This is a genomic window from Stenotrophomonas maltophilia group sp. SKK55, from assembly GCF_057179845.1.
The window spans coordinates 91,069-115,433 of sequence record NZ_JBXUHP010000043.1; the positions used below are offsets into that span (position 1 = coordinate 91,069).

Genomic DNA, 24,365 nt, shown 5'->3' on the forward strand with positions numbered 1-24,365 from the left:
CGCCGCCTGCAGCAATCACTCAAAGCGCCAGCGCACGCCCGCGTAGACGCCGCGGCCTTCGCCCGGCGTCGAACGCGCGACATCCTTGCCGGCGTCGTCATAGCCCGGCGTGACGGTGGCGGCGTAGCGGCGGTTGCCGAGGTTGCGCATCTCCGCCCAGGCCTGCCAGCGGCCACCGGGTGCGTCGTAGCCGATGCGGCTGCCGAAGATCACATGGCTGTCAGCCCAGTAGCTGTTGGCGTAGTCCACGGCGATACGCGAGGCGTATTCGGTATTGAGCGCCGCGTACAGGCCGGATGCATGATCGAAGCGCAGCTCGGCCTGGTAGGCGTGGCGCGGCAGGCCGGGCAGGCGGCTGCTGCCGAAACGTGCATCGTGGCGGTAGCGGAAATCGCTGAAGGTATACGCCTGGCGCAGCGACAGGCGGCCCGGTGCAGCCTGCCACAGCGTGCTGTCCAATCCGGCCTCGATACCGCGGTGCACGGTGGGGCTGGCATTGTTCTCGGCGATGAACAGGTTCGGCACCGGTTGCAGTTCGACGCTCAGCAGTTCGTGGTTCACGTGGGCGTAGTAGCCGGTCAGTTCCCAGCGGACCAGCGCCGCGTCACCGCGCGCGCCCAGTTCCAGCGTGGTGGCGGTCTGGTTCTGCATCGGCACCGGCGCGCGCTGGCGGCCGGTAGACGGGCCATTGCCCGGCCCGAAGTACTGGTTCGAGCCCCAGATCATCGACCATGGGTGCGGTGCCTCCACCGAACGGCTGAGGTTGCCGAACCACTGGGTCTGCGCGCTGTGCTGCCAGGTGAAGCCCAGTCGCGGCGCATAGTCCCAGTCCTGCTCGCGTAGGCGGCCGCCGCTGCTCGGCCAGGTCACCTGCACATCGCGGCGGGTGTTGATCAGTGCCAGCCCAGCCTGCATGCGCAGGCGGTCATTGAAGGCGAGGGTGTTGCTGACGTGCAGCGTGCTGTCGGTGCCGTGGTGGCGGAAGTCACGCGTGCGCGTGCCGGCAGCGTAGCCGTTGCTGGCAAAGCGCAGCGACTCGCGCACATCGGCATCCAGGTCATGGGTGACGCGCAGGCCGACCGTGGTCTCGCTGTCCAGCCCGAACAGCCGGTGGCGGCGGCGGTAGTCCAGCGTGGCGTTGAGGTTGGCGTAGTCCAGCTGCTGGCGGTACAGGCTCTCGTTCAAGTCCATCGGGTAGGAGTGGTAGACCAGCCCGGCCTGCAGCGACGAGTCCTCATCGATCTGCAGCGTGGTGACATTGCCCACCCAGGTGCTGCCCGGCTGCGGGCGACGCGCATCGATGGCCAGGTTGGCCGCGTTCGCGGCACGTGGATCGTTGCGGATCTGATCGCGGGTCAGGCGACCGGGTGTTTCGTGATTGGTTTCGCGGTAGCGCACGAAAAAGCGCGTCTGCAGATCGGGGGTGATCTGCCAGCCGATGTTGGCCATCGCACCCTTGCCGTCGCCGCGCGCATGGCGCTGATAACCATCGAACTCGGTATCGGTGTAGGCCAGGAAGTAATCGAGATCTCCGTTGACACCGCCCCAGCTGATGCCGCGTTTCTGGTAGCCACGGCTGCCGGCTTCGTAGTGCAGCTGCACGCCCGCCGAATCACGGCCGCTGCGGCTGACGTAGTCGATGGCACCGCCCAGCGCCAACGCGCCGCGCTCGAAACCGTTGGCGCCGCGCAGGACTTCCACGCGCGACAGCCACAGCGGTTCCAGCAGCTCGTAGGGCGTGCCACCTGGGCCGGTCAGCGGCAGGCCGTCGATCGACACCGCAATGCCCGAGGCATGCGCGCCCGGCCCCCGGTTGATGCCCGACCCACGGATCGAGATCTTGGTGCCCTCGTTGCCCGGCGACTGCGCGCTGATGCCCGGCTGGTAGGCCAGCACATCGGCATTGCTGGACAGCCGGCTGTGGGCCTTGGCCACGTCGATGACGTTGCTGGCGCCGGGCACCCGCTTCAACGCCTCGCGCGCCTGCGCGCTGGCATCGGCTGCAGTGACCTGTACGGCATCCAACGTGGTGGCCTGCGGGACTGCAGCGGCAGTGGAGGCGAGGCCAAGGGAAACGGCCAGAGACAGCAGCGAGGGGATGGGGCGGTACGACGAGAGCGACATGCGGAAATGCTGTAAACCAGTAAAGTGGCGCGCAAGTTAACAGGTCGGTGGCGCCACGTCACCCACCGGCGGCGTATGGCCGCCCGCAACATCCATGTAGAGCCGAGCCCATGCTCGGCTATCGCGCGCAGCGCGGGTTTCCTTCGCTCGAAACGAAGAGCAGCCGAGCATGGGCTAGGCTCTACAGCAGGTTACGGCGAGGGCTTGGCCAGCGCTTTGGCCTTTGCATACAGCCGATCAGCCGCTTCCCTTTCGCCCAATGCCGCATGACACTCGGCCAGGCTGTCCCACACATTGGCTGAATCCGGATACAGCTCGGTGTTGAGCGTGAACACTTTCAGTGCTTTGCTGGCACCCAGACTCTCGCGGATGGCATAGCCGCTGGCGTTGATCGCTCGTTCCAGCTCGCTGCCCGTCACCCGGTTGTTATCGCGCAACCAACTGCGTATCGCCTCGGCAGTGCCTGCATCATCATCGAGCGCATACGCGACCAGCCGCTCGGACAGCACCGCGTGCGGAAACGCCTGCGGCGCCGCGACCGCCATCGTGCTCTCCACCAGCGTGCTGGACCAGACATTGCGGGCGCTGCCGTTGGTCAGGTACACGAACACCCAGTAGCCGTCGGCCAGCGTGCCCTTGTACGCCAGCCGCGCACGTACACGGGTGCCGCCATCATGGCCGACCTGGGTGTAGCCGTCGCTGCGGGTGGTGTCCCAGCCGGTGGAGAAGAAATTGCTGCCGCCACCGCTCAGTTTCTGCGGCTGCCAGAGTTTTTCCAGGGTTGCCGTGTGCAGCAGCTTGCCGGTCGCCAGCGCCTGCAGGAAACGGTTCATGTCACCCACGGTGGTCTGCAGATCGGCATGGCCCCAGCCGTAGTCCGGCCAGGGATCTTCATTGGCCGGCTGCAGCTGGCCGTCCTTGCCGATGTAAGGCACCGCCGCGCGCTTGGCTGGCACGCTGGCAACGCCCCACGAGGTGCTGGCCATCTTCAATGGCTGCAGGATGCTTTCGCGCGCGATGGCCGGGTAGGGCTTGCGGTAATGCGCTTCCAGCAACGCGGTCAGCACCAGGTAGTTGGCCTGGGTGTACTGCACGCGGCTGCCGGTGGCGAACTGCATCGGTGCAGCGCCGGCCACCTTCAGCGCAGTGCCAAGGTCAGGGGCTACACCAGGGTAGCCCTTGCTAACCCAACGGTTGTCGACACGATCGTAGTATTCGCCGATGCCCGAGCTGTGGTTGAGAAAGTCGCGTACGTGGATCGCCTGCCATGCGGTCGGCAGGTCCGGCACATAGCGGCTGGCCGGCGCATCAAGATCCACCTTGCCCTGATCGACCAGTTGCATCACCAGCGTGCTGGTCAGCAGCTTGGCCATCGACTGCGCGGCGAAGATGGTCTCGACGGTGGCGGGCGCATGGGTAGCGGGATCACGTTCACCGCTGGCGCCCTGGTACAGCACCTGACTGTTGTGAGCGACCAGCACGGCTTGGCCGGCGATGCCGTAGCGTTCGCGGTTGGCCTGCAGTTGGGCGTCGAGCCGGGTAGAGAGAGCGGTGGGTACGTCACGCGCCGAAGCAGGCGGAATCACCCATAGCGTGCAGAGCAATGCGGCAGCGAGCGTGCGGTACATCGCGGTGATCCATCAGCGGTGATGGCGCATCTTGGCATGTAGAGCCGAGCCCATGCTCGGCTGCCTTCGGGCCAGGCATCATGCACCCGGAAAAATGAGCCGAGCATGGCTCGGCTCTACAGGTGCTTTCGGGTAGTGCCGGCCGCTGGCCGGCACCCTGCGATCAGCCCAGGATCCCCGGCAGATCCAGTCCCTTTTCCTTCGCGCAGTCGATCGCGATGTCATACCCCGCATCGGCATGGCGCATCACGCCGGTGGCCGGGTCGTTCCACAGCACGCGACCAATCCGCTTGGCCGCGGCCTCGGTGCCGTCGCAGACGATCACCATGCCGGCGTGCTGCGAGAAGCCCATGCCGACGCCACCGCCGTGGTGCAGCGACACCCAGGTCGCGCCGCTGGCGGTGTTGAGCAGGGCGTTCAGCAGCGGCCAGTCGGATACCGCATCGGAGCCGTCGGCCATCGCTTCAGTTTCGCGGTTCGGCGAAGCGACGCTGCCGCTGTCCAGATGGTCACGGCCGATCACCACGGGCGCCTTCAGTTCGCCGTTGGCGACCATTTCGTTGAAGGCCAGGCCCAATCGATCGCGGTCGCCCAGACCGACCCAGCAGATGCGTGCAGGCAGGCCCTGGAACTTGATCTTCTCGGCGGCCATGTCCAGCCAGCGGTGCAGGTGCGGGTTGTCCGGAATCAGTTCCTTCACCTTGGCATCGGTCTTGGCGATGTCTTCCGGGTCGCCGCTCAGTGCCGCCCAGCGGAACGGGCCGATGCCGCGGCAGAACAACGGGCGGATGTAGGCCGGCACGAAACCGGGGAAGTCGAACGCATTGGCCACGCCTTCTTCCAGCGCCATCTGCCGCAGGTTGTTTCCGTAGTCCACGGTCGGTACGCCGAGTGCGTGGAAGCCGAGCATGGCGCGGATATGGTTGGCCATCGACGCGCGCGCTGCCTTCTCCACTTCCTTCGGCGCGGACACGCGCTTTTCGTCCCACTGCTCGACGGTCCAGCCCTGCGGCAGGTAGCCGTTCACCGGGTCGTGCGCGGAGGTCTGGTCGGTCAGCAGGTCCGGCTTCACGCCGCGCTTGAGCAGTTCGGCCAGTACATCGGCGACGTTGCCGAGCAGGCCCACCGACTTCGGCGTACCGGCCTTGCACGACTCGTCGATCAGGCGCAGCGCTTCGTCCAGGTTGTCGGTCCAGGTATCCAGGTAGCCGGTGCGCAGGCGCATGTCGATGCTGCTCTTGCGGCACTCGACGGCCAGGCAGGAGGCGCCGGCCATCACCGCGGCCAGCGGCTGTGCGCCGCCCATGCCGCCGAGGCCACCGGTGAACAGCCACTTGCCGGTCAGGTCACCACCGAAATGCTGGCGGCCCATTTCCACGAAGGTTTCGTAGGTGCCCTGCACGATGCCCTGCGCGCCGATGTAGATCCAGCTGCCGGCGGTCATCTGGCCATACATGGCCAGGCCCTTCCTATCCAGCTCGTTGAAGTGGTCCCAGTTGGCCCAGCGCGGTACCAGGTTGGAATTGGCGATCAGCACGCGCGGTGCATCGGCATGGGTGCGGAACACACCCACCGGCTTGCCCGACTGCACCAGCAGGGTCTGGTCGTCGTCCAGGCGCTTGAGCGTTTCGACGATGGCATCGAAGCTCTCCCAGTCACGCGCGGCGCGGCCGATGCCGCCGTACACCACCAGCTCCTGCGGCCGCTCGGCCACGTCCGGGTGCAGGTTGTTCATCAGCATGCGCAACGGCGCTTCGGTCAGCCAGCTCTTGGCGTTGAGCGTGGTGCCGGTCGGCGCGGCGATGGTGCGGGACGGGTCGTTGCGGGTCATGCGGCGCTCCGGTTCGTAGCGAATTCAAGGCAGGCATTGAGCACCTGCGCCAGGGTGTGGCGCAGCGGTGCGGCGTGGTCGGGGTCGAGCGGGGTGGGCCAGCTGTGTTCGTCCACCTGGTCCGGCAGGGGTTCGTGCATGTAGCCACGGCAGGCCAGCTCCATCTGCAGGCTGTGCACGCCGCCGGCGATGTTGCTGTAGTGGCGGGTGATCCAGCCGCCCTTGAAGCGGCCGTTGCGCACCTGGCTCATGCCACTGATCTTCAGCAGGTTTTCCACCACATCGCTCAAGGCGTTGTCGCAGGACGTGTCGGGTGCGCCGGACGGCCCGGCGGTACCGAGGTTGAACTGCGGCAGCTCGCCGTCGAACAGGTGCGGAATATGCGAGCGGATCGAATGCGCGTCGTACACTACCACCGTACCGTGCTGCGCGCGCAGGCGGGTGATCTGCGCGGTCAGCGCATCGTGGTAGGGCAGGAAATACGTGTCGCGACGCCGCGCGATCTCGGCGTCATCCGGTTCGCGTCCGGCGTGGTACAGCGGCTGGTTGTCGAAGGTGGTCAGCGGGCACAGGCCGGTCGTGTTCTGGCCAGGGTACAGCGAGACCCCGCTGGGGTCACGGTTGAGGTCGATCACCGAACGCGAGATCGCCGAGCGCACCGTGGTCGCGCCCATGCCGCGCACAAAGTCGTACAGCTCGTGCACCCACCAGTCGGCATCGCGACGGGCCAGCCACGGCGAGTGGTAGTCGCCGATCAGGTCGTGCGGCAGCTCGCTGCCGGTATGCGGGAAGCTGACGATGAGGGGGGCGTCGCCCTCGTGCACGGTCAGCCATTCGGGATGGGTATTCATGCCTGCGGCTCCACGGTTGGCAGCAGGTCGGTCAGGCCCTGCGCCAGCGCGCCACTGCGCACCAGATTCGTGGCGGTCACCATGTCCGGATGGAAGTAGCGGTCTTCTTCCAGCGTCGGCACCTGCGCACGCAGGGTGGCGCGCACGGTTTCCAGCGCGGCGCTGGAGCGCAGCGGGGCGTGGAAGTCGCAGCCCTGCGCAGCGGCCAGCAGCTCGATGCCGATCACGTTGGCGGCGTTCTCGGCCATCTGCATCAGGCGGCGCGCGCCATGCGCGGCCATCGACACATGGTCTTCCTGGTTGGCCGAGGTCGGGATCGAATCAACGCTGGCGGGGTAGGCGCGCTGCTTGTTCTCCGAGACCAGCGCGGCGGCGGTCACCTGCGGAATCATGAAGCCGGAATTCAGGCCGGGGCGCGGGGTCAGGAATGCAGGCAGGCCGGACAGCGCAGGGTCGACCAGCATCGCCAGGCGGCGCTCGCTGATCGAGCCGATCTCGCACACCGCCATCGCCAGCATGTCGGCCGCGAAGGCCACCGGCTCGGCGTGGAAGTTGCCACCGGACAGTGCTTCGCCGGTATCGGTGAACACCAGCGGATTGTCGGACACGCCGTTGGCTTCGATTTCCAGCGTGGTCGCGGCCTGGCGCAGGATGTCCAGCGCTGCGCCCATCACCTGCGGCTGGCAGCGCAGGCAGTACGGATCCTGCACGCGCACGTCGTTGTCGCGATGCGACTCGCGGATGTCCGAGCCCTGCATCAGCGTGCGCAGGGTGGCCGCGGTGGCGATCTGCCCGCGCTGGCCGCGGATGGCGTGGATGCGCGGGTCGAACGGCGTGTCGGAGCCCTTGGCTGCTTCCACCGACAGCGCGCCGGTGATCAGCGCCGCCTGGAACACGGTCTCGATCTCGAACAGACCGGCCAACGCATACGCGGTGGAGAACTGGGTGCCATTGAGCAGCGCCAGGCCTTCCTTCGCTCCCAGTTCGATCGGCTGCAGGCCGGCACGTGCCAGTGCATCGACCGCCGGCAGGCGCTCGTCACCCATGAAGGCTTCGCCGACGCCCAGCATCACGCTGGCCAGGTGCGAGAGCGGCGCCAGGTCACCCGAGGCACCCACCGAGCCCTGTGCGGGCACCACCGGCAGCACGCCCTTGACCAGCATCGCTTCGAGCAGCAGCAGGGTTTCCTCGCGGATGCCCGAAGCACCCTGCGCCAGGCTGACCAGCTTCAGCGCCATCATCAGGCGCACCACGCTGGCCGGCATCGGCTCGCCCACGCCGGCGGCATGCGAGAGCACGATATTCCGCTGCAGGGTGGCCAGGTCTTCGCGCTCGATGCGCACGCTGGCCAGCTTGCCGAAGCCGGTGTTGATGCCATACACCGGCGCGCCCTTGGCGACGATGGCGGCCACCGCCGCAGCGCTGGCGCGCACCACCGGCAGCGCGGCCGGGTCCAGTGCAAGCGGCGCACCGCGATAGACCTGCCGCCACTGGGCGAGAGTGACATGGCCGGGGCGAAGAACCAGGGTGTTGCTCATGTGTTGCTCCAGGAGGCAGGCAGGTCGGGCTGCCCGCGCACCACGCGCGCGTGCAGCGGGTTGAATCCAATGCGATAGACTAGGTCGGCGGGCGCATCGATGTCCCAGATCGCCAGGTCGCAGTCCATGCCCACGGCCAGGCGACCGATGCGCTCGCCGTGGCCCAGTGCGCGCGCCGCTTCACGGGTGAAGCCGGCGATGCACTCATCCACGGTCAGGCGGAACAGGGTGGCGCCCATGTTCATCGCCAGCAGTGGGCTGGTCAGCGGCGAGGTGCCCGGGTTGCTGTCGGTGGCCAGCGCCAGCGGCACGCCGGCCGCACGCAGCGCGGCGATCGGCGGCAGGGTGGTATCGCGGGTGAAATAGAAAGCACCGGGCAGCAGCACGGCGACGGTACCGGCAGCGGCCATCGCGGCGATGCCGGCGTCATCCAGATGTTCAATATGGTCGGCCGACAGTGCACCGAAGCTGGCCGCCAGTTCGGCGCCATGCTGGTTGCTCAGCTGCTCGGCGTGGATCTTCACCGCCAGCCCGTTGGCGCGTGCCGCTTCGAAGACCTGCCGCGCCTGCGCCGGCGAGAAGGCGATGTTCTCGCAGAACACATCCACCGCTTCGGCCAGGCCTTCGGTGGCGATGGCCGGAATCATCACCTCGCACACCTCATCGGTGTACTCCTGTGCTTGGCGGCCCGGCGGAATCGCGTGTGCACCGAGGAAGGTGGTCACCACGTTGACCCGGCATTCCTCACCCAGCGCACGCGCAACCTGCAGTTGCTTGCGTTCGTCGGCCAGGGTCAGGCCGTAGCCGGACTTGATCTCAAGGGTGGTCACGCCCTCGGCGCGCATTGCCAGCAGGCGCGGCCGGCTTTCGCGGGCCAGCTGTTCCGGTGTGGCGGCGCGGGTGGCGCGCACGGTGGAGACGATGCCGCCGCCGGCACGGGCGATGTCGGCATAGCTGACGCCCTGCAGGCGCTGCTCGAATTCGTTGGCGCGGTTACCGGCGTAGACCAGGTGGGTGTGGCAGTCGATCAGGCCCGGCGAGATCCAGCGGCCCTCGCCGTCAATGCGGGTGGTCGGCTGCAGGTGGGCGTCGCTGCCGGCCGGGCCGACGTGGATGATGCGGCCGTCGGCGCAGGCCAGTACGCCATCGCGGATGACACCCAGTCCCTCGCCATCGAGGGTAATCAGGTGGACGTTGGACCAGAGGGTATCGACGTGCATGGCATCCACAACGCGGCTGTGCTTATATGTCTATACAATATAGGCGTCCATTTCGGGTTGTCCAGCCATGTCCGATTCGCGTTCCCCGCACAGTTTCCATGCCGCCCACGCCCTGCTGGCCGAGGGTTGGGCCCGCGATGTCCGCCTGCAGGTGCAGGACGGTCGTATTGCGGCGATCAGTACGGGGCAGGGCACCCAGCACGGCGACACCCGCGCCGGCATCCTGGTGCCGGGCCTGCCCAACCTGCACAGCCATGCCTTCCAGCGCGGCATGGCTGGCCTGACCGAGATCGGCGGCGGCGACGGTGACAGCTTCTGGAGCTGGCGCGAGCTGATGTACCGCTTCCTGGCCCATCTGCGTCCGGACGCGGTGCAGGCCATCGCCGCCCAGGCCTACATGGAAATGCTGGAAAGCGGCTTCAACCGCGTCGGCGAGTTCCATTACCTGCACCACGATGCCGAAGGCCGCGCCTATGCCAATCGAGCCGAGATGAGTGCACGGATTGCCGCCGCCGCCGACCAGACCGGTATCGGCCTGACCCTGCTGCCGGTGTTCTATGCCCACGCCGATTTCGGCGGCGCGCCGCCGAACCCTGCGCAGCGACGCCTGATCCACGACATTGACGGCTTCGCGCAGCTGCTGGACGCCGCAAAGCCGGCATTGGCCACGCTGCCTGACGCGGTGCTCGGCATTGCCCCGCACAGCCTGCGCGCGGTCACCGGCGAAGAACTGAGTGCCTTGCTGCCGCTGACCGACGGCCCGGTGCACATCCATATCGCCGAGCAGGTGCGCGAAGTCGAGGCCTGCCTGGCCTGGAGCGGCCAGCGCCCGGTGCAGTGGTTGTACGACCATGCACCGGTGGATGCGCGCTGGTGCCTGGTGCATGCCACCCACATCACCGACGACGAGCGCGCGGCCATCGTGGCCAGCCAGGCGGTGGCCGGCCTGTGCCCGATCACCGAGGCCAACCTGGGCGACGGCCTGTTCCCGATGCAGGCGTTCGCGCGCGAGGGCGGTCGCTTCGGTGTCGGCTCCGATTCCAATGTGCTGATCGATGCCGCCGAAGAACTGCGCCTGCTCGAATACGGCCAGCGGCTGACTTTGCGCGGGCGCAATGTACTGGCCCCGGATGCCAGCCGCAGCACCGGTCGTTTCCTGTTCGAAGGCGCACTGCGCGGTGGAGCGCAGGCGCTGGGCGTGGCCGCTGGCCTGCAGGTCGGTGCCAGTGCCGACCTGGTCGAACTGGACGCCGCGCACCCGGCGCTGCAGGCGCGACAGGATGACGCATGGCTTGACAGTTGGGTGTTCGCCGCACGTAATGGCGCGCTGCGATCGGTCTGGCGCCATGGCCGCCAGTGCGTGGCCGAGGGCCGCCACCTGCAGCGCGAGGCGATCACCACCGCCTTCGCCGCCGCCCTGCGCGGCGTGCTGGGCTGATCGCCTCCGCCACCGGGACCTCATTACGTGAAGGCCAGCAAGTCCGCCACGCTCAACCAGCGTATCCGCAGCGATCTGGAAAGCCGCATCCTCAGCGGAGAGTGGGCGCCGGGCTTCCGTATTCCGTACGAGCACGAGTTGATGGAGCAGTACGGCTGCTCGCGGATGACGGTGAACAAGGTGCTGACCGCATTGGCCGAGAGCGGCATGATCGAGCGCCGCCGTCGCGCCGGTTCATTCGTGGCGCGGCAGCCGCCGCACCTGGAGCAGGTGGCGCTGGAGATTCCCGATATCGCGATGGAGGTCGGTTCGCGCGGCCATCAGTACGCGTACCGCCTGCTGCAGCGCGAGCTGCGCCTGGCCGACACCGGCAATGCCGGTGAAGTGGAGCTGGCCGGCAGCGAGAAGCTGTTGGCGATGCGCTGCCTGCACCTGGCCGATGGCCGTCCGCTGGCGCTGGAGCATCGCCTGATCAGTCCGGTGGGCGTGCCCGAGGTACTGGAAGTCGATTTCAGTACCACCGCGCCGGGCAGCTGGCTGCTGCAGAACGTGTCTTGGACGCGCGCGCAGCATCGCATCAGTGCCTGGGGTGCGGACACCGCCACGGCCAGGCTGCTGGACGTGAAACCGGGTACCGCCTGCCTGGTGATCGAGCGCCTGACCTGGCGTGGCGATCAGCCGATCACCCGCGTGCGCCAGGTATTCCTCGGCGACGCGTGGGACCTGGTCGCGCGCTTCGCGCCTGGGGCGCGCTAGAGGCGTATCCACGCATGGCGTGGATCTACTGAATCCCGGTTGGGATTATCCGACGCGTGTGAATCCCTGGTAGATCCACGCCATGCGTGGATGCTGCCCCATCAAGATGCTGCCCCATCAATACGTAGCGCACTGCCGCCAGCGTACCGGCTCATCCACGCCGGGGCGGGCGTTGAGCTGGATGCGCACGTTGCGCAGGGCGGGGTAGTGCAGCACTTCCTCGCAGACCAGCGGCCAGACCTTTTCCAGTTCGCCGGTGCGGTTGATCGCCAGCGTCTGCCGGGTCAGCCAGACACCGCTGGCGATGCCGGGCTTGCCGGCCAGGGCGCGGGCCAGATCGGCCTGGAAGCGCTCCAGCGTGGCCGCATCCGGATTGGGATTGCTGCGCGCGTCGGCCGCCGGGGCGACGGCAGCCGCGGGTGCAGGGGCGGCCGGGAGCACTGCCGCGGTGCCAGCAGGTTCCGCCGCAGGCGCGGTTGAAGGCGTCGCCACCGCCGGTGCGGCAGCAACCGGCGCGGCCTCTTCCACACGCAGGCCCTGCAGGCCCAGGCCAACCAGCAGCCCCAGCGTTGCCGAACCCAGTGCGGCGATGGCGATGCGGCGCAGCGCTTCGTGGCGGGCGCTGGCGCGCACGCGCGCTTCGATGTCGCCGGGCAGGTAAGGCTGCAGCAACGGCCACAGGCGCGGGCCGTCCAGCACTTCAACCGCCTGCTTCTCGGCGGCGCTGCGGCCGTCGCGCTCGATGCGGCCTTCGGTCAGCAGCACGCCGCCCTTGGCCCCGGCCAGGCGCGCGGCCGCACCCAGCTCGTTCACTGCGGCGGTGCCGATGCGGTAGGCCAGGCCATGCTTGCACGACACCAGCCAGTGGTTGGGGCCATCGCTGAGCATGAAATCGCTGCTTGGCTCGCGGGCTTCTTCCGCCGGATCGATCAGCTCACGCAGGCCGCGCTGTTCGCGCAGCATGCGCTTGACCAGAACCGAGAATTCGCGCCAATGCATGCCCGCCAAGGCCTGAAGGCCGAGTTGCATCTCCTTCTGCCGCCGCTTGACCCACCACAGATAGACAACGGCCAGGGAACAGCTAAGCAGGGCCGACAGCAGGGCCAGGATCCAGGGGAGCATGCAGGAGTAGGGCGGAAGGGGCGAAAGCGGAGGACGACAGTGTAAAGGTCGCGGTGCCTGGCCGGGTCAGGATGTTCCTGACAGAAAGCGTGATGGAGCGCGCAGATCGGCGCACAGCGGGCACGAAAAACCCGCCAATCCTGAAGCCGTGAGGGGAGGGAACAAACGGCAGCCGAAGCGATTGGAGGGTTGCTCGCGATTGTCGACCAATTTTTATTGCGTTGCAACAATTGCGCTCAGGGCACGCTGTCCGGCGACTGATGGCTGCCCGGAGCAGGGGCGTCGGTGCCGGACGCGGCGCGGTTTTCCAGCTTGGCCAGGCGCGCGTGCAGGGCATCAATGCGGGCCTCCAGCGCGGTCACTTCGTCGGCGGTGGGTACATGCAGGCGCTTGAGTACGCCCTGCACCTGGTCATCGAAGGCCTTCTCCACCTTGTTCCAGGTGCCGGAGGCCTTCTCGCGGGCCTCGTCCAGCGAGGTCTCGACATTGTCACGCCAGCCCGGGCCCTGATCGCCGTTGCGTTCACGGCGGCGAGCTTCCCACGCTTCGCCTTCCTTCACCAGGCCATCGAAGAAGCGGCTGCCCTCGGCCTGGGCGCGACCCAGCGCACCCAACCCGGCCAGCCAGACCTGCTGGGCCGAATCGCTCAGCTTGCGCGAGAAGCGCTCGGCCTGGTCACTGAAAGAGGCATCGTCGTTGCGGCGGTCGTCGTTCTCGTAGTGGTTCATCGCACTTCCCGTGGGAGTTGGGCCTGCCCCGAGAGTAGCGCGCACCGGCGTTGCACGGCCGTGACGGCCGCCGCCGGGGTTCAGCCCAGCTTTTCCTTCAGCACACGCTGGATCTCGCCTTCGACCATGCCCTTCATCGCCGACAGCAGGAAGCCCAGCTTGGCGGTTACGCGCACGGCACCCGGCTGCAGTTCGATCGCACCGTCCACGCCGCTGCCGGAGAAGTTCAGTACGTCGGCGGTCCAGGACGACTTCAGGCCAAAGCGCTCGGACAGCTTGGCAGCGACCTGTTCGATCGCGGCGCGCGCCTGTGCATCGGGCAGGGCGTGGGCGTGGCGGACATCGATGGTGGACATGCAGGCTCCTGGCGCAGGGCGGGGTAGGTCGAAGAGGGCAAGCATTGTGCGCATCAAGGGCCGCCGCGCCAAGCACTCATCGTGGGTTCTTCTTCGTTGGCGACCAACCTGCTAGGCTGCGCCGCGTGCAGAACCTGCTTGTTCACTTCAGTCAACAACAACAGCCCGACCAGCCCTTGCGGCCCGGGGTGCAGCGCATCGTGCGCCAGGCCAACGGCAGCGTGCGGCTCGGAGATCCCGGCCACGGCGCACTGCTGCTGGCCCAGTTCTGCATGGATGATCGCGGCCTCTGGCTGCAGGTCGGCAACGGCATCCGCGGCGTCCACGTCAACGGTCGCCCGGTACGCCGGATGGCCCTGCTGCGTGCAGGCGATGCGGTGTATGTGGATGGCGTGGAGATGGTCCTGCAGGGCGAGGTCGAAAGCCTGCTGCAGGCGCCTGCGCCGAAAACCGAAGATGGCAGCGACGAGCAGCAGCGGCTGCTGCGCGGTGTCGGCGGCCTCCATCATGGCCGCAGCTTCACCCTGTCGCGGGCCCGCCTGATCGGGCGTGGCAACGAGGCCGACATCGCCATCGATGACCCGGCTTTTGCCGAGCAGCATGCCCGCGTGGAAGTGCACGGCGAACGCGTGCTGCTGCGCGACCTCGGCAGTGCCGACGGCACCCGCGTCAATGGCGTGGCCGTGCGCCATTGCTGGCTGCAGGCCGGCGACCAGGTGGTGTTCGATGGCCAGCACCGTTTCGTGCTGGAAGTGCCGCATGATCCGCGTCGGCGGTCGTTGCCGGTCGAGGACGAGTCGGGCGAGGACGTGGAACAGGCGCCGGTGCTGCCGGCTGCGCCGCGCAGGGTGCGGCGCTGGCCGTGGCTGCTGGTCAGTGCGCTGCTGCTGGCCGCGCTGCTCAGCCTGCTGCTCTGGTTCGGCGCGCGCTGACGGTAGTGCCGGCCGCTGGCCGGCAACCGCCGCCCCTGAATCCGTGAGGTTGCCGGCCAGCGGCTGGCACTACCCGGTCGCGTTGCCGATGGATTCCAATGAAACCAAATTTCCCTTGCTGCACAAGGCCGCAAGGCTGGTGCACTGCGGCATACTAGGGGTCTTGCCCCACAGGTGTGACATGACGCGCGCGTTCAACTTCAGTGCCGGCCCTGCGACCTTGCCGGAATCGGTCCTGCGCCAGGCGCAGGCGGAAATGCTGGACTGGCACGGGTCCGGCGCTTCGATCGTGGAAATGAGCCATCGCGGCGCGGAATTCATGTCCGTGGCCGCCGAGGCCGAGGCCGACCTGCGTCGCCTGCTCGATATCCCGGAAGACTATGCGGTGCTGTTCCTGTCCGGTGGTGCCACCACCCAGCAGGCGCTGATCCCGCTCAACTTCGCCGCCCCCGGCCAGCGTGCTGACTACGTGGTCAGTGGCCACTGGGGCAAGACCGCGGTCAAGCAGGCCGGTGTCTACGTCGACGTCAACATCGCCGCCAGCAGCGAGGCCGATGGCTATCGCACGCTGCCGCCGCGCGCCGATTGGCAGCTCTCGCCGGATGCCGCCTATGTGCACATCACCGCGAACGAGACCATCCACGGCGTCGAGTTCCGTGATGTGCCCGATACCGGCAATGTGCCGCTGGTGGCCGACTTCAGCTCGTCCATCGCCAGCGAGCCGCTGGACGTGCGCCGCTACGGTGTGATCTATGCCGGCGCGCAGAAGAACCTGGGCCCGGTCGGCATCGCGGTGATGATCATCCGCCGCGATCTGCTCGAGCGCAGTGGCCAGCCACGCGCGGACATCTTCGATTACCGCTCGCATGTCGCCCGCGATTCGATGCTCAACACCCCGCCGACCTGGAACTGGTACCTGGCCGGCCTGGTGTTCAAGTGGATGCTGGCCGAGGGCGGCGTGGCCGAGTTCGCCAGGCGCAATGCCGCCAAGGCCGCGCTGGTGTACGGCGCCATCGACGGCTCCGGCGGCTTCTACCGCAATGAGGTTGCACACGCGGCCCGTTCGCGGATGAACATCCCGTTCTTCCTGCCCAACGCCGATCTCGATGCCCGCTTCGTGGCCGAGGCCAAGGCCGCAGGCCTGCTGGCGCTGAAGGGGCACAAGGTCGTCGGTGGCATCCGTGCCTCGCTCTACAACGCCATGCCGCTGGCCGGGGCCGAGGCGCTGGTCGCCTTCATGGCCGATTTCCAGCAGCGTCACGGCTGAGCAATGAACGGCGCGCAACGTCGGGTGCGTGCCCCGCAACAAGGAATTCCGATGGCAAGCAGCAAATCCAGCAAGAAGGCGCCGAAGAAGGCCGAACCGGCCAATGAAAGCGTGCCCACCAAGGCGAAGGGCAAGGCCAAGGCCGCCTCGAACCCGGCACCCACCCTGGCGCCGCTGGCGCTGGCCGATGTGCGCTCGAAGATCGACCAGATCGACCGCGACATCCAGAGCCTGATCGCCGAGCGCGCGCGCTTCGCCCATCAGGTCGGCAAGGCCAAGGGCAAGCTCGCCGCCGCCGTCGACTACTACCGCCCCGAGCGCGAAGCGCAGGTGCTGCGCATGGTGGTGGACCGTAACGAAGGCCCGCTCAGCGATGAACTGCTGGTGCACGTCTACCGCGAGATCATGTCGGCCTGCCTGGCCCAGCAGGAGCCGCTGAAGATCGGCTACCTCGGCCCGGAAGGCACCTTCAGCCAGCAGGCGGTGCTCAAGCACTTCGGCCGCTCCGCGCTGGGCCTGCCGATGGCCAGCATCGAGGAGGTGTTTCAGGAAGTGGAAGCGGGCAACGCCGATTTCGGCGTGGTGCCGGTGGAGAATTCGGGGCAGGGCACCATCCAGATCACTCTGGACATGTTCCTGACCTCCAACCTGAAGATCTGTGGCGAAGTGGAACTGCGCGTGCAGCAGTACCTGATGTCGCGCAGCGGCCGCATCGAGGACATCGAGCGCATCTACGCGCACCCGCAGTCGTTCATGCAGACCTCGGCGTGGCTGCGCGCGAACCTGCCGAAGGCCGAAAAGATTCCGGTGTCGAGCAATGCCGAAGGTGCGCGTCGTGCGCGCAACGCCGACGACGCGGCGGCCATCGGCGGCGAGAGCGCCGGCCATGTGTACGGCCTGAAGAAGGTGGTCACCAAACCGATCCAGAACGATGCCGACAACACCACCCGTTTCCTGGTGGTGGGCCGCAACATTTTCCCGACCTCCGGCCACGACCGTACCTCGGTGCTGGTGTTCATCCATGACAAGCCCGGTGCGCTGTTCGACGTGCTCAGCCCGTTCGCCCGCCACGGCATCAGCATGAACCGCATCGAGTCGCGGCCGTCACACCACGGCAAGTGGGAGTACGGTTTCTTCATCGACCTGGCCGGCCACATCGACGACGCGCCGATGCAGGCTGCGCTGGCCGAACTGGAAGCGCACTCGGCGCAGATCAAGGTGCTGGGCTCCTATCCGGTGGCCGTGCCCTGAGTGCTGCTGCGGCGGCAACAGCCGCCGCTCCCTGATGCATCGCCGGCGCTGCCGGTGTTTACGGAATGATCGAACGATGAGCAACGCGCAACACTGGATAGCCCGCAAGGGCCAGCCGCTGCAGGGCAGCCTGACCATTCCCGGCGACAAGTCGGTCTCGCACCGCTCGGTGATGTTTGCCGCGCTGGCCGATGGCACCTCGCACATCGAGGGCTTCCTGGAAGGTGAGGACACCCGTGCCACGGCGCGCATCTTCAGCCAGCTGGGGGTGCGCATCGAAACGCCCAGCCCGTCGCAGCGCGTCGTGCACGGCGTCGGCATCGATGGCCTGAAGGCGCCGGATGCACCGCTGGATTGCGGCAATGCCGGTACCGGCATGCGCCTGCTGGCCGGCCTGTTGGCGGGCCAGTCGTTCGACTGCACGCTGATCGGCGATGAATCGCTGTCCGGCCGCCCGATGCGCCGCGTCACTGGCCCGCTGTCGCAGATGGGCGCAAGGATCGACACCCAGGACGACGGCACACCGCCGCTGCACGTGCATGGTGGCCAGACGCTGCACGGCATGGATTTCGCCTCGCCGGTGGCCAGCGCGCAGGTCAAGTCGGCGGTGCTGCTGGCCGGGCTGTATGCGCAGGGCGAAACCAGCGTGACCGAACCGCACCCGACCCGCGACTACACCGAGCGCATGTTGTCCGCATTCGGCGTGGACATCGCGTTTTCGCCGGGCAAGGCCCGCCTGCGCGGTGGCCAGCGCCTGCGCGCCACGGATATCGTGGTGCCCGCCGATTTCTCCTCGGCCGCGTTCTATCTGGTCGCCGCCAGCATCATTCCCGGTTCCGAGCTGCGCCTGAAGCAGGTCGGCCTGAATCCGCGTCGCACCGGCCTGCTGCACGCGCTGCGCCTGATGGGTGCGGACATCACCGAAGAGAACCCGGCAGAACAGGGCGGTGAACCGGTGGCCGACCTGGTGGTGCGCTACGCCCCGCTGAAGGGCGCACGCATTCCGGAAGAACTGGTGCCGGACATGATCGACGAGTTCCCGGCGCTGTTCGTGGCCGCCGCGGCCGCCGAGGGCCAGACCGTGGTGAGCGGTGCGGCCGAACTGCGAGTGAAGGAATCCGACCGCCTTGCGGCGATGGCCACCGGCCTGCGTGCTCTGGGCATGCAGGTGGACGAAACCGAGGATGGCGCCACCCTGCACGGCGGCGTTCGGCTGGGGAGTGGCACCATCGAAAGCCACGGTGACCACCGTATTGCCATGGCGTTTGCCATTGCCGGCCAGATCAGCGACGGCGAAGTGCGTATCAACGACATCGCCAACGTCGCCACGTCCTTCCCGGACTTCGACGGCCTGGCGCGCAGCGCCGGCTTCAACCTGGCCTGATCGGCCGATCAGGTTTTCGGGTAGGTGCCAACCTCGGTTGGCACGCTTCTCCACATAAAAGGACGGAGGCCGAAGCCTCCGTCTAAACATCACGAACCCCTCGTCCGCGATCAACGCTGTCCGGTACGGAAATCCACCGGGACCCGCACCACACTGGCCACTGCACGGCCTTCATGCATCGCCGGCTGGAACTTCCAGTTCTGCACGGCGCTCAGCACCGCACGATCCAGGTCACGGCTGCGCTCGCCGCTGCGCGAAACAATCGCAGCATTGGTGACCTGGCCGCGGGCATCGACATTCAGGCTTGCGATCACGCTGCCCTGCACGCCATTGCGCAGCGCGGCAGCGGGGTAGGTCGGCTTGCTGTTGCCTGCCAGCGGGCGCGCCTCGCGATTGCGTACGGCAGGGGTGGCCTTGCGCTGGTTGCCGGCCGCTGCGGCATGGCGTGCCGCAGGCTGCTGTACGTCGGCGACCGGCGCCTGCTCGGGCGCGGGCAGCATGCGCTCGCCGACCGGTGCCGGCGCCACGTCTTCCTGGTTCGAGTGACGCAGCCAGAGCAGCGCGGCGGCAAACATCGCCACGATCAGCGCGATCCACATCCAGGGCGACGTGGGCTTGTGCTGTTCGCTGGCGTCCTGCGGCAGCTGCGGCGAATGAAGGTCTTCGTGGGTGGTGGCGGTCATCGCGAACTCCTTCCGTCAATTGGACGACGGGAGAGAGTGTTGCGCGGGCCAGTGGCGTGAAGTGTCAGCGTTGCGTCAACGCAACCGGCAGGGTTCAGTTTGCCTGCCGGGAAACGTTCAGTTACTGGGTCTTGAAGTCGAACGGCACTTCAATGCTGCCCGGTACGGCCTGGCCGTTACTCTGTGCCGGGGCGAAGCGCCAGCGGCGCACCGCATCGGTCGCGGCACGGTCGAGCTCGCGTGAGCCGCTGCGCTGGATTACCGTGACATTGTTCGGATAGCCGGTGGCATCCACGTCCACGCGTACGACCACACTGCCGGTCTCGCCGGCGCGCAGCGCGGCGGCCGGGTAGGCCGGCGGTGGCGACTGGCCGGCAATCGGCATCGGCTGGCTGTTGCCCGTGGCAGCCGGCGCGGGAACCGGTGCGGCCGGGGCCGCTTCGGCGACGGGCGCCGGCGGTGGCGGGGCCGTTTCCACCAGCTTCGGCGCTTCTTCCTCCACCGGTGCCGGCTTGGCATCGGGCATGTCGCTGGAACCGGCGGCCGCCGCCAGCGGTTCGGGCAGCGGTTCCACCTGCGCCGTCTCCTGCGGGGTCTGTGCGGCCGGGTCGGCGCGGAAGAATTCCTTGTCGCGACCGGTGAACCAGACCAGCACGAACAGCAGCACGCCCACGCCGAAGGCGATGCCCGCGATCTTCAGGGCGTTGCGCGGGATATGCACGGTAAACGACTTGGCGGACGACGAGCGGGGTGCAGACATGGACCGGACCAGTACGGAATGCCCCGATTCTGCCACGGCGGGAATGAACCGGGCGGCAGAAATCCGTATAACAAGCGATAATCCCATCCCTGATACCCACCACGACACCTGCCATGCTTGATCCAGCCTTGCTCCGCCACCAGCCCGCCGACCTCGCCGAACGCCTGCGCACCAGCCGTGGCTTCGAGCTCGACGTGTCTGCCTTGGAGTCCCTGGAGGCCGATCGCAAGCGCATCCAGGTGCGGACCCAGGAGCTGCAGAGCCTGCGCAACAGCCGTTCCAAGGCCATCGGCCAGGCCAAGGCCAAGGGCGAGGACGTGTCGGCCATCATGGCCGAGGTCGCCGCCTTCGCCGACGAGCTGAAGGCCTCGGAAGTGGCGCTGGACGAGCTGCGCGAGAAGATCGAAGCGATCTCGATGGGGATCCCGAACCTGCCGGCCGATGACGTGCCAGCCGGTGCTGACGAGAACGACAACGTCGAGCAGGCGCGCTGGGGAACCCCGCGCCAGTTCGATTTCAAGGTGCTCGACCACGTTGAACTGGGCGCCCGCAATGGCTGGCTGGACGGCGAGACCGCGGCCAAACTGTCCGGTTCGCGCTTCACCGTCCTGCGCGGCCCGATCGCGCGCCTGCACCGCGCCCTGGCTCAGTTCATGGTCGACCTGCACACCGGCGAGCACGGCTACGAGGAAACCAACGTGCCGCTGCTGGTCAACGCCGATTCGCTGCGCGGCACCAGCCAGCTGCCGAAGTTCGAGGACGACCTGTTCAAGACCGCCGTGGGCGACTCCACGCGTTACCTGATCCCGACGTCGGAAGTGCCGCTGACCAACATCGTGCGTGACGAGATCGTCGACGCCGAGCGTCTGCCGCTGCGCATGACCGCTCACTCGATGTGCTTCCGTGCCGAGGCCGGCAGCGGCGGCCGCGACGTGCGCGGCATGATCCGCCAGCACCAGTTCGAGAAGGTCGAGCTGGTCTCGATCAGCCGCCCGGAAGACAGCGACGCCGAGCACCAGCGCATGACCCGCTGTGCCGAAGTGGTGCTGGAAAAGCTGGGCTTGCCGTACCGCAAGGTGCTGCTGTGCACCGGCGACATGGGCTTCTCGGCGGTGAAGACCTACGATCTGGAAGTCTGGCTGCCGTCGCAGGAGACTTACCGCGAGATCTCCTCGTGCTCGAACTGTGGTGACTTCCAGGCCCGCCGCATGCAGGCGCGCTGGCGCAACCCGGCCACCGGCAAGCCTGAGCTGGTGCATACCCTGAACGGCTCGGGCGTGGCGGTTGGCCGTGCGATGATCGCGGTGATGGAGAACTACCAGAACGCCGACGGCAGCATCACCGTGCCGGAGGCCCTGCGCCCGTACATGGGCGGCCTGGAAACCATCGCCTGACAGCCGGCGCTCAGTGTCCTGTAGAGCCGAGCCTATGCTCGGCTGCTCCTGCCCATCGCGGGCCGCATTGTTTCTATCGGCGCTCCGCGCGCCGCCGCCCGAGCATGGGCTCGGGCGCTACGGGGCTTCTGAAACCCGCAGCTTCTCCAACGGCACCCATCCAGGTTCGCCCGTCTCCGGCACGCACCACGCCCAGCCATTGAGCGTGTGCTGCCCGCGCAGCACCTGCCCGGGATCCACATCCAGTTCACGCGCGCAGTAATCTTCCGTGGCAAACGCGCCACCCTGCGCATCGCGACCGATCACCGGCGCCGGCACGAAACCGGGCTGCTGCCCTTCGGCTTGGCACAGGAACCAGTCTTCCCAGCCCTCCGGGCCTTCATAACGTTCGCCCACCACCAGCGCCTGGCCACGGCGCAGGGTGATCGGGTGCGGAAATTCGCTGCGGTGCGCAGCCGTCACGATGTAGTTCATGCCCCCAGCCTAGCGCGTCGCAAAAGAAAACGGCCCCGCACAGCGGGGCCGCCAGGGTGGGCCGGGATGGGGGAGGGGATCCCGGCCCGCGTTCAGCGCCCAGACGAGGAGAGAGGGGCGCCGAACGTTGGAACGCGTTATGCGGCGACGGGTTCGGCCGCTTCGTGCGACGGCAGTGCTGCCAGCGCACCGGCGATGGCGTCTTCACGGTGCTGCGGCGAATAGGCGATGCCCTCGGCGCGCACGAATTCGACCTCGTTGATGCCCATGAAGGCGAACACCTGGCGCAGGAACGGCTCCTGGAAGTCGGCCGGCGAGTCGGTGTAGATGCCGCCACGGCTGCTGGCGATGATCACCCGCTTGCCACCGGCCAGTCCCACCGGGCCGTTCTCGGTGTACTTGAAGGTGCGGCCGGCCACGGCCACGCGGTCGATCCAGGCCTTCAGCGTGGACGGAATGCTGAAGTTGTACATCGGCGCGCCGATCACCACGATGTCGGCGTCCAGGAACTGCTGCATCACCTGTTCAGCATCGGTCGCCTCGGCCGCGTCGGTCCTGGCCAGCGAGCTGCTGCGCAGATGCGGTACCGGATTGGCGTCAAGATCGCGATAATCGACCTGCAGGCCATCAATCTGGCTGGCGAAGCGGGCGACCACGGCGGCCGACAGCTGGCGCGAGACGGAGTTGTCGCCAAGCACGCTGGCGTCGAGATGCAGAAGCTTCATGGCAGTCACCTGTGTTCTGGGAGGAAGGGGCGGGGGGGCCCCGCCGACGGAGAGAACGATAGGTTGTTGCAAAGGCGGAATAAAGGTGATTGAATGCCACGTATTGTTCTAGATATGGAACTCGGGTATGCATGACCTGAATGACCTGTACTACTTCGCGATGGTGGTCGACCACGGCGGATTCGCCGCCGCCGAGCGCGCACTGGGTATTCCCAAGTCGCGCCTGAGCCGCCGCATCAGCCAGCTGGAAACCGACCTGGGCGTACGCCTGCTGCAGCGCTCCACGCGCCGTTTCGCGGTCACCGACGTCGGCACCAGCGTGCATCGCCATGCGCAGACGATGCTGGCCGAGGCCCAGGCCGCCCGCGAAGTGGTGGACCGCCTCAGCGCGGAGCCGCGCGGCGTGGTGCGCGCCAGCGTGCCGGTGTCACTGGCGCAGATGCAGCTTCCCAAGCTGCTGCCCAAGTTCCTTGAGCAGTACCCGAAGGTGCGCCTGCAGCTGAACATCAGCAACCGCCGCGTGGATATCATCAATGAAGGCTACGACGTCGCCCTGCGCGTGCGTTCGCGCCTGGACGACGACGGCAGCCTGGTGATGCGCAGCTTCGGCCAGGTGCAGGAACTGCTGGTGGCCAGCCCCAAATACCTGGACCGCGCCGGCCGCCCCAAGGACCCGGAAGAGCTCACCCAGCATGTCACCCTCAGCATCAGCGAAGACGAAGCCCGCCAGCGCTGGGAACTGCATGGCCCGGAAGGCGAAGTGCGCCGGGTCGACCTGCAGCCGCGCGTGGCTGGTTTCGACTTCCCGCTGCTGCAGAGCATGGTGAAGGACGGTTTCGGCATCACCATGCTGCCGGAGACCGTGTGCGCCGATGCCGTGCGCAATGGCGAGCTGGAAGTGGTGCTGCCGGACTGGTCGTTGCCGCAGGGCGTGTGCCACGCCGTGTTCGCCTCGCGCCGCGGGCTGTTGCCGGCGGTGCGCGTGTTCATCGACTTCCTGGCCGAACATCTGCCGCCGCAGCTGGAGGCCTCGCGCCTGGATTGCGGTGGCGCCTGTGAGAAGGCCAAGGAGCGGATCAAGGCCAGTGCGCTGGGTGCGCTGGCGGTGGACGCGGGCTGAGAGGTCTTGAAGGCAGCGCCGGGCGATGTCCGGCGTTGCTGTTCTACGGCGAAGGCTCCACCGTGCCGGATGCGGAGGGCAGGGGCATGGTGGTCTTGGGCAAATGCCCGTCACGTGCGAGAATACGCCGCTGCCCGGGCGACCGGGACCCGATTGGAGAGATGGCCGAGCGGTTTAAGGCACCGGTCTTGAAAACCGGCGAAGGGTCAAACCTTCCGTGGGTTCGAATCCCACTCTCTCCGCCAGTTGATTCAAAGAGCCCCTGGATTCAGGGGCTTTTTCGTCTCGTCAGTCCACGCCATCGATCTGCACGCGAGCCGGGGTAGCACGGCGGCCTTGCATGAGGAGCCCGACGCCGGCCACGAGGCAGGCCGCCAGCGTTGCGATGGAGAGCGGAAGCAGGAACTCGTCACGACCGGCCGCGGCGAAGCCCACATGAATCATGGCGGTGCCGGCGCCAACTGTCCCGCACAGGCTGGCATACGCCCGTGCGGAGGGCTTGGCCAGCACAACCTGGCGATAGCCATGCAGCAGGGCGCCCACAGCGATCAGGTTGAAAGCCAGAAACCCCTGGATGCCGCCCGGAACGCCGAACAGGGCCCACTCGTGCCAGAACGCTGCATCAATCTGGTGCAGGACCAACGCCAGCAGTGTTGCCAGATACCACCGTTCCATGGGGTCGTCCATTTGAATGTCGGCAAAGTCTAGCAGCCGGAGTGAGTAGTCGATCTCCGCCTGGGCGAAGCTCACGGTGACGGTGAGGGCAGTGCGCACATCGCCAGG

General features: G+C 67.4%; 22 protein-coding genes and 1 tRNA gene. 9 read left to right on the forward strand and 14 right to left on the reverse strand.

All coding sequences use genetic code 11. From position 1 onward, the window contains the following. Positions 1-15: 15 nt before the first annotated feature. From AC2A1N_RS14270 to hutI, 6 genes are all read right to left on the reverse strand, one after another. A complete protein-coding gene (locus AC2A1N_RS14270) occupies positions 16-2,124 on the reverse strand; it encodes a TonB-dependent receptor family protein (RefSeq protein ID WP_484372655.1) in 2,109 nt (702 codons plus the stop codon). A 191-nt stretch (positions 2,125-2,315) separates the two neighbouring features. Beyond that, positions 2,316-3,752, reverse strand: coding sequence for a serine hydrolase (locus tag AC2A1N_RS14275; protein WP_484372657.1), 1,437 nt, complete (start codon positions 3,750-3,752; stop codon positions 2,316-2,318). 163 nt (positions 3,753-3,915) lie between these two features. Continuing rightward, positions 3,916-5,583, reverse strand: a complete 1,668-nt coding sequence (gene hutU, locus AC2A1N_RS14280) for a urocanate hydratase (RefSeq protein WP_061480068.1) — start codon at positions 5,581-5,583, stop codon at positions 3,916-3,918. Then, a complete protein-coding gene (gene hutG / locus AC2A1N_RS14285) occupies positions 5,580-6,434 on the reverse strand; it encodes an N-formylglutamate deformylase (RefSeq protein ID WP_061480069.1) in 855 nt (284 codons plus the stop codon). Before hutG ends, hutU begins: the two co-directional genes overlap by 4 nt. Further along, positions 6,431-7,972: a histidine ammonia-lyase gene (gene hutH, locus AC2A1N_RS14290; RefSeq protein ID WP_061480070.1), complete on the reverse strand. Its 1,542-nt coding sequence runs from the start codon at positions 7,970-7,972 to the stop codon at positions 6,431-6,433. The genes hutG and hutH overlap by 4 nt, the downstream gene beginning before the upstream one ends. Further along, positions 7,969-9,192 carry an imidazolonepropionase gene (hutI, locus tag AC2A1N_RS14295; protein WP_242891204.1) on the reverse strand — a complete coding sequence of 408 codons (1,224 nt, stop codon included), beginning with the start codon at positions 9,190-9,192 and terminating at the stop codon, positions 7,969-7,971. Before hutI ends, hutH begins: the two co-directional genes overlap by 4 nt. 67 nt (positions 9,193-9,259) lie before the next feature. On the opposite strand from hutI, the gene AC2A1N_RS14300 reads away from it, so the two are divergent. Beyond that, positions 9,260-10,630: a formimidoylglutamate deiminase gene (locus tag AC2A1N_RS14300; RefSeq protein WP_242891206.1), complete on the forward strand. Its 1,371-nt coding sequence runs from the start codon at positions 9,260-9,262 to the stop codon at positions 10,628-10,630. Between the two features lie 27 nt (positions 10,631-10,657). Then, entirely contained in the window at positions 10,658-11,386 is a 729-nt protein-coding gene (gene hutC / locus AC2A1N_RS14305) for a histidine utilization transcriptional repressor HutC (protein ID WP_134968801.1), read from the forward strand. A gap of 117 nt (positions 11,387-11,503) precedes the next feature. On the opposite strand, the gene AC2A1N_RS14310 is transcribed toward hutC, so the two are convergent. The 3 genes from AC2A1N_RS14310 to AC2A1N_RS14320 form a co-directional block, all read right to left on the reverse strand. Next, the gene (locus AC2A1N_RS14310) at positions 11,504-12,508 is read right to left on the reverse strand and encodes a restriction endonuclease (RefSeq protein ID WP_242891208.1); all 1,005 of its coding nucleotides are present in this window, start codon (positions 12,506-12,508) and stop codon (positions 11,504-11,506) included. Between the two features lie 236 nt (positions 12,509-12,744). Continuing rightward, on the reverse strand, positions 12,745-13,236 hold the full coding sequence (locus AC2A1N_RS14315) for a phasin family protein (RefSeq protein ID WP_005417304.1): 492 nt from the start codon (positions 13,234-13,236) through the stop codon (positions 12,745-12,747). An 80-nt stretch (positions 13,237-13,316) separates the two neighbouring features. Beyond that, positions 13,317-13,592 (reverse strand): polyhydroxyalkanoic acid system family protein, encoded by a 276-nt coding sequence (locus AC2A1N_RS14320; RefSeq protein WP_005417302.1) that lies wholly within the window; start codon positions 13,590-13,592, stop codon positions 13,317-13,319. A gap of 125 nt (positions 13,593-13,717) precedes the next feature. Between AC2A1N_RS14320 and AC2A1N_RS14325 the strand changes: the two genes are divergently transcribed. From AC2A1N_RS14325 to aroA, 4 genes are all read left to right on the forward strand, one after another. Continuing rightward, positions 13,718-14,524 (forward strand): FHA domain-containing protein, encoded by an 807-nt coding sequence (locus AC2A1N_RS14325; RefSeq protein ID WP_088496097.1) that lies wholly within the window; start codon positions 13,718-13,720, stop codon positions 14,522-14,524. A 181-nt stretch (positions 14,525-14,705) separates the two neighbouring features. Further along, on the forward strand, positions 14,706-15,791 hold the full coding sequence (gene serC, locus AC2A1N_RS14330) for a 3-phosphoserine/phosphohydroxythreonine transaminase (protein ID WP_242891212.1): 1,086 nt from the start codon (positions 14,706-14,708) through the stop codon (positions 15,789-15,791). Positions 15,792-15,842: 51 nt separating this feature from the next. Next, positions 15,843-17,042 carry a prephenate dehydratase gene (gene pheA, locus AC2A1N_RS14335; protein WP_061478961.1) on the forward strand — a complete coding sequence of 400 codons (1,200 nt, stop codon included), beginning with the start codon at positions 15,843-15,845 and terminating at the stop codon, positions 17,040-17,042. Between the two features lie 76 nt (positions 17,043-17,118). After that, positions 17,119-18,426 carry a 3-phosphoshikimate 1-carboxyvinyltransferase gene (gene aroA / locus AC2A1N_RS14340; RefSeq protein WP_061478960.1) on the forward strand — a complete coding sequence of 436 codons (1,308 nt, stop codon included), beginning with the start codon at positions 17,119-17,121 and terminating at the stop codon, positions 18,424-18,426. 110 nt (positions 18,427-18,536) lie between these two features. Here aroA and AC2A1N_RS14345 read toward each other — a convergent pair whose 3' ends face one another. Both AC2A1N_RS14345 and AC2A1N_RS14350 read right to left on the reverse strand, forming a co-directional pair. Continuing rightward, on the reverse strand, positions 18,537-19,109 hold the full coding sequence (locus AC2A1N_RS14345; protein WP_061478959.1) for an energy transducer TonB: 573 nt from the start codon (positions 19,107-19,109) through the stop codon (positions 18,537-18,539). Positions 19,110-19,230: 121 nt separating this feature from the next. Further along, on the reverse strand, positions 19,231-19,869 hold the full coding sequence (locus tag AC2A1N_RS14350; protein ID WP_242891215.1) for an energy transducer TonB: 639 nt from the start codon (positions 19,867-19,869) through the stop codon (positions 19,231-19,233). A 113-nt stretch (positions 19,870-19,982) separates the two neighbouring features. Here AC2A1N_RS14350 and serS point away from each other — a divergent pair, with 113 nt between their 5' ends. Continuing rightward, positions 19,983-21,263 (forward strand): serine--tRNA ligase, encoded by a 1,281-nt coding sequence (gene serS / locus AC2A1N_RS14355; protein WP_061478958.1) that lies wholly within the window; start codon positions 19,983-19,985, stop codon positions 21,261-21,263. Between the two features lie 117 nt (positions 21,264-21,380). On the opposite strand, the gene AC2A1N_RS14360 is transcribed toward serS, so the two are convergent. Further along, positions 21,381-21,737, reverse strand: a complete 357-nt coding sequence (locus AC2A1N_RS14360; RefSeq protein WP_061478957.1) for an SH3 domain-containing protein — start codon at positions 21,735-21,737, stop codon at positions 21,381-21,383. Between the two features lie 137 nt (positions 21,738-21,874). Then, positions 21,875-22,462: an FMN-dependent NADH-azoreductase gene (locus tag AC2A1N_RS14365; RefSeq protein ID WP_061478956.1), complete on the reverse strand. Its 588-nt coding sequence runs from the start codon at positions 22,460-22,462 to the stop codon at positions 21,875-21,877. Positions 22,463-22,589: 127 nt separating this feature from the next. Here AC2A1N_RS14365 and AC2A1N_RS14370 point away from each other — a divergent pair, with 127 nt between their 5' ends. Together AC2A1N_RS14370 and AC2A1N_RS14375 are read left to right on the forward strand one after the other, a co-directional pair. After that, a complete protein-coding gene (locus tag AC2A1N_RS14370; protein ID WP_005410175.1) occupies positions 22,590-23,582 on the forward strand; it encodes a LysR family transcriptional regulator in 993 nt (330 codons plus the stop codon). Between the two features lie 155 nt (positions 23,583-23,737). After that, positions 23,738-23,827 (forward strand) — tRNA-Ser (locus tag AC2A1N_RS14375). A 43-nt stretch (positions 23,828-23,870) separates the two neighbouring features. Here the strand turns inward: AC2A1N_RS14375 and AC2A1N_RS14380 are convergent. Further along, on the reverse strand, positions 23,871-24,356 hold the full coding sequence (locus tag AC2A1N_RS14380) for a DUF6713 family protein (protein WP_229298463.1): 486 nt from the start codon (positions 24,354-24,356) through the stop codon (positions 23,871-23,873). Positions 24,357-24,365 lie beyond the last annotated feature (9 nt).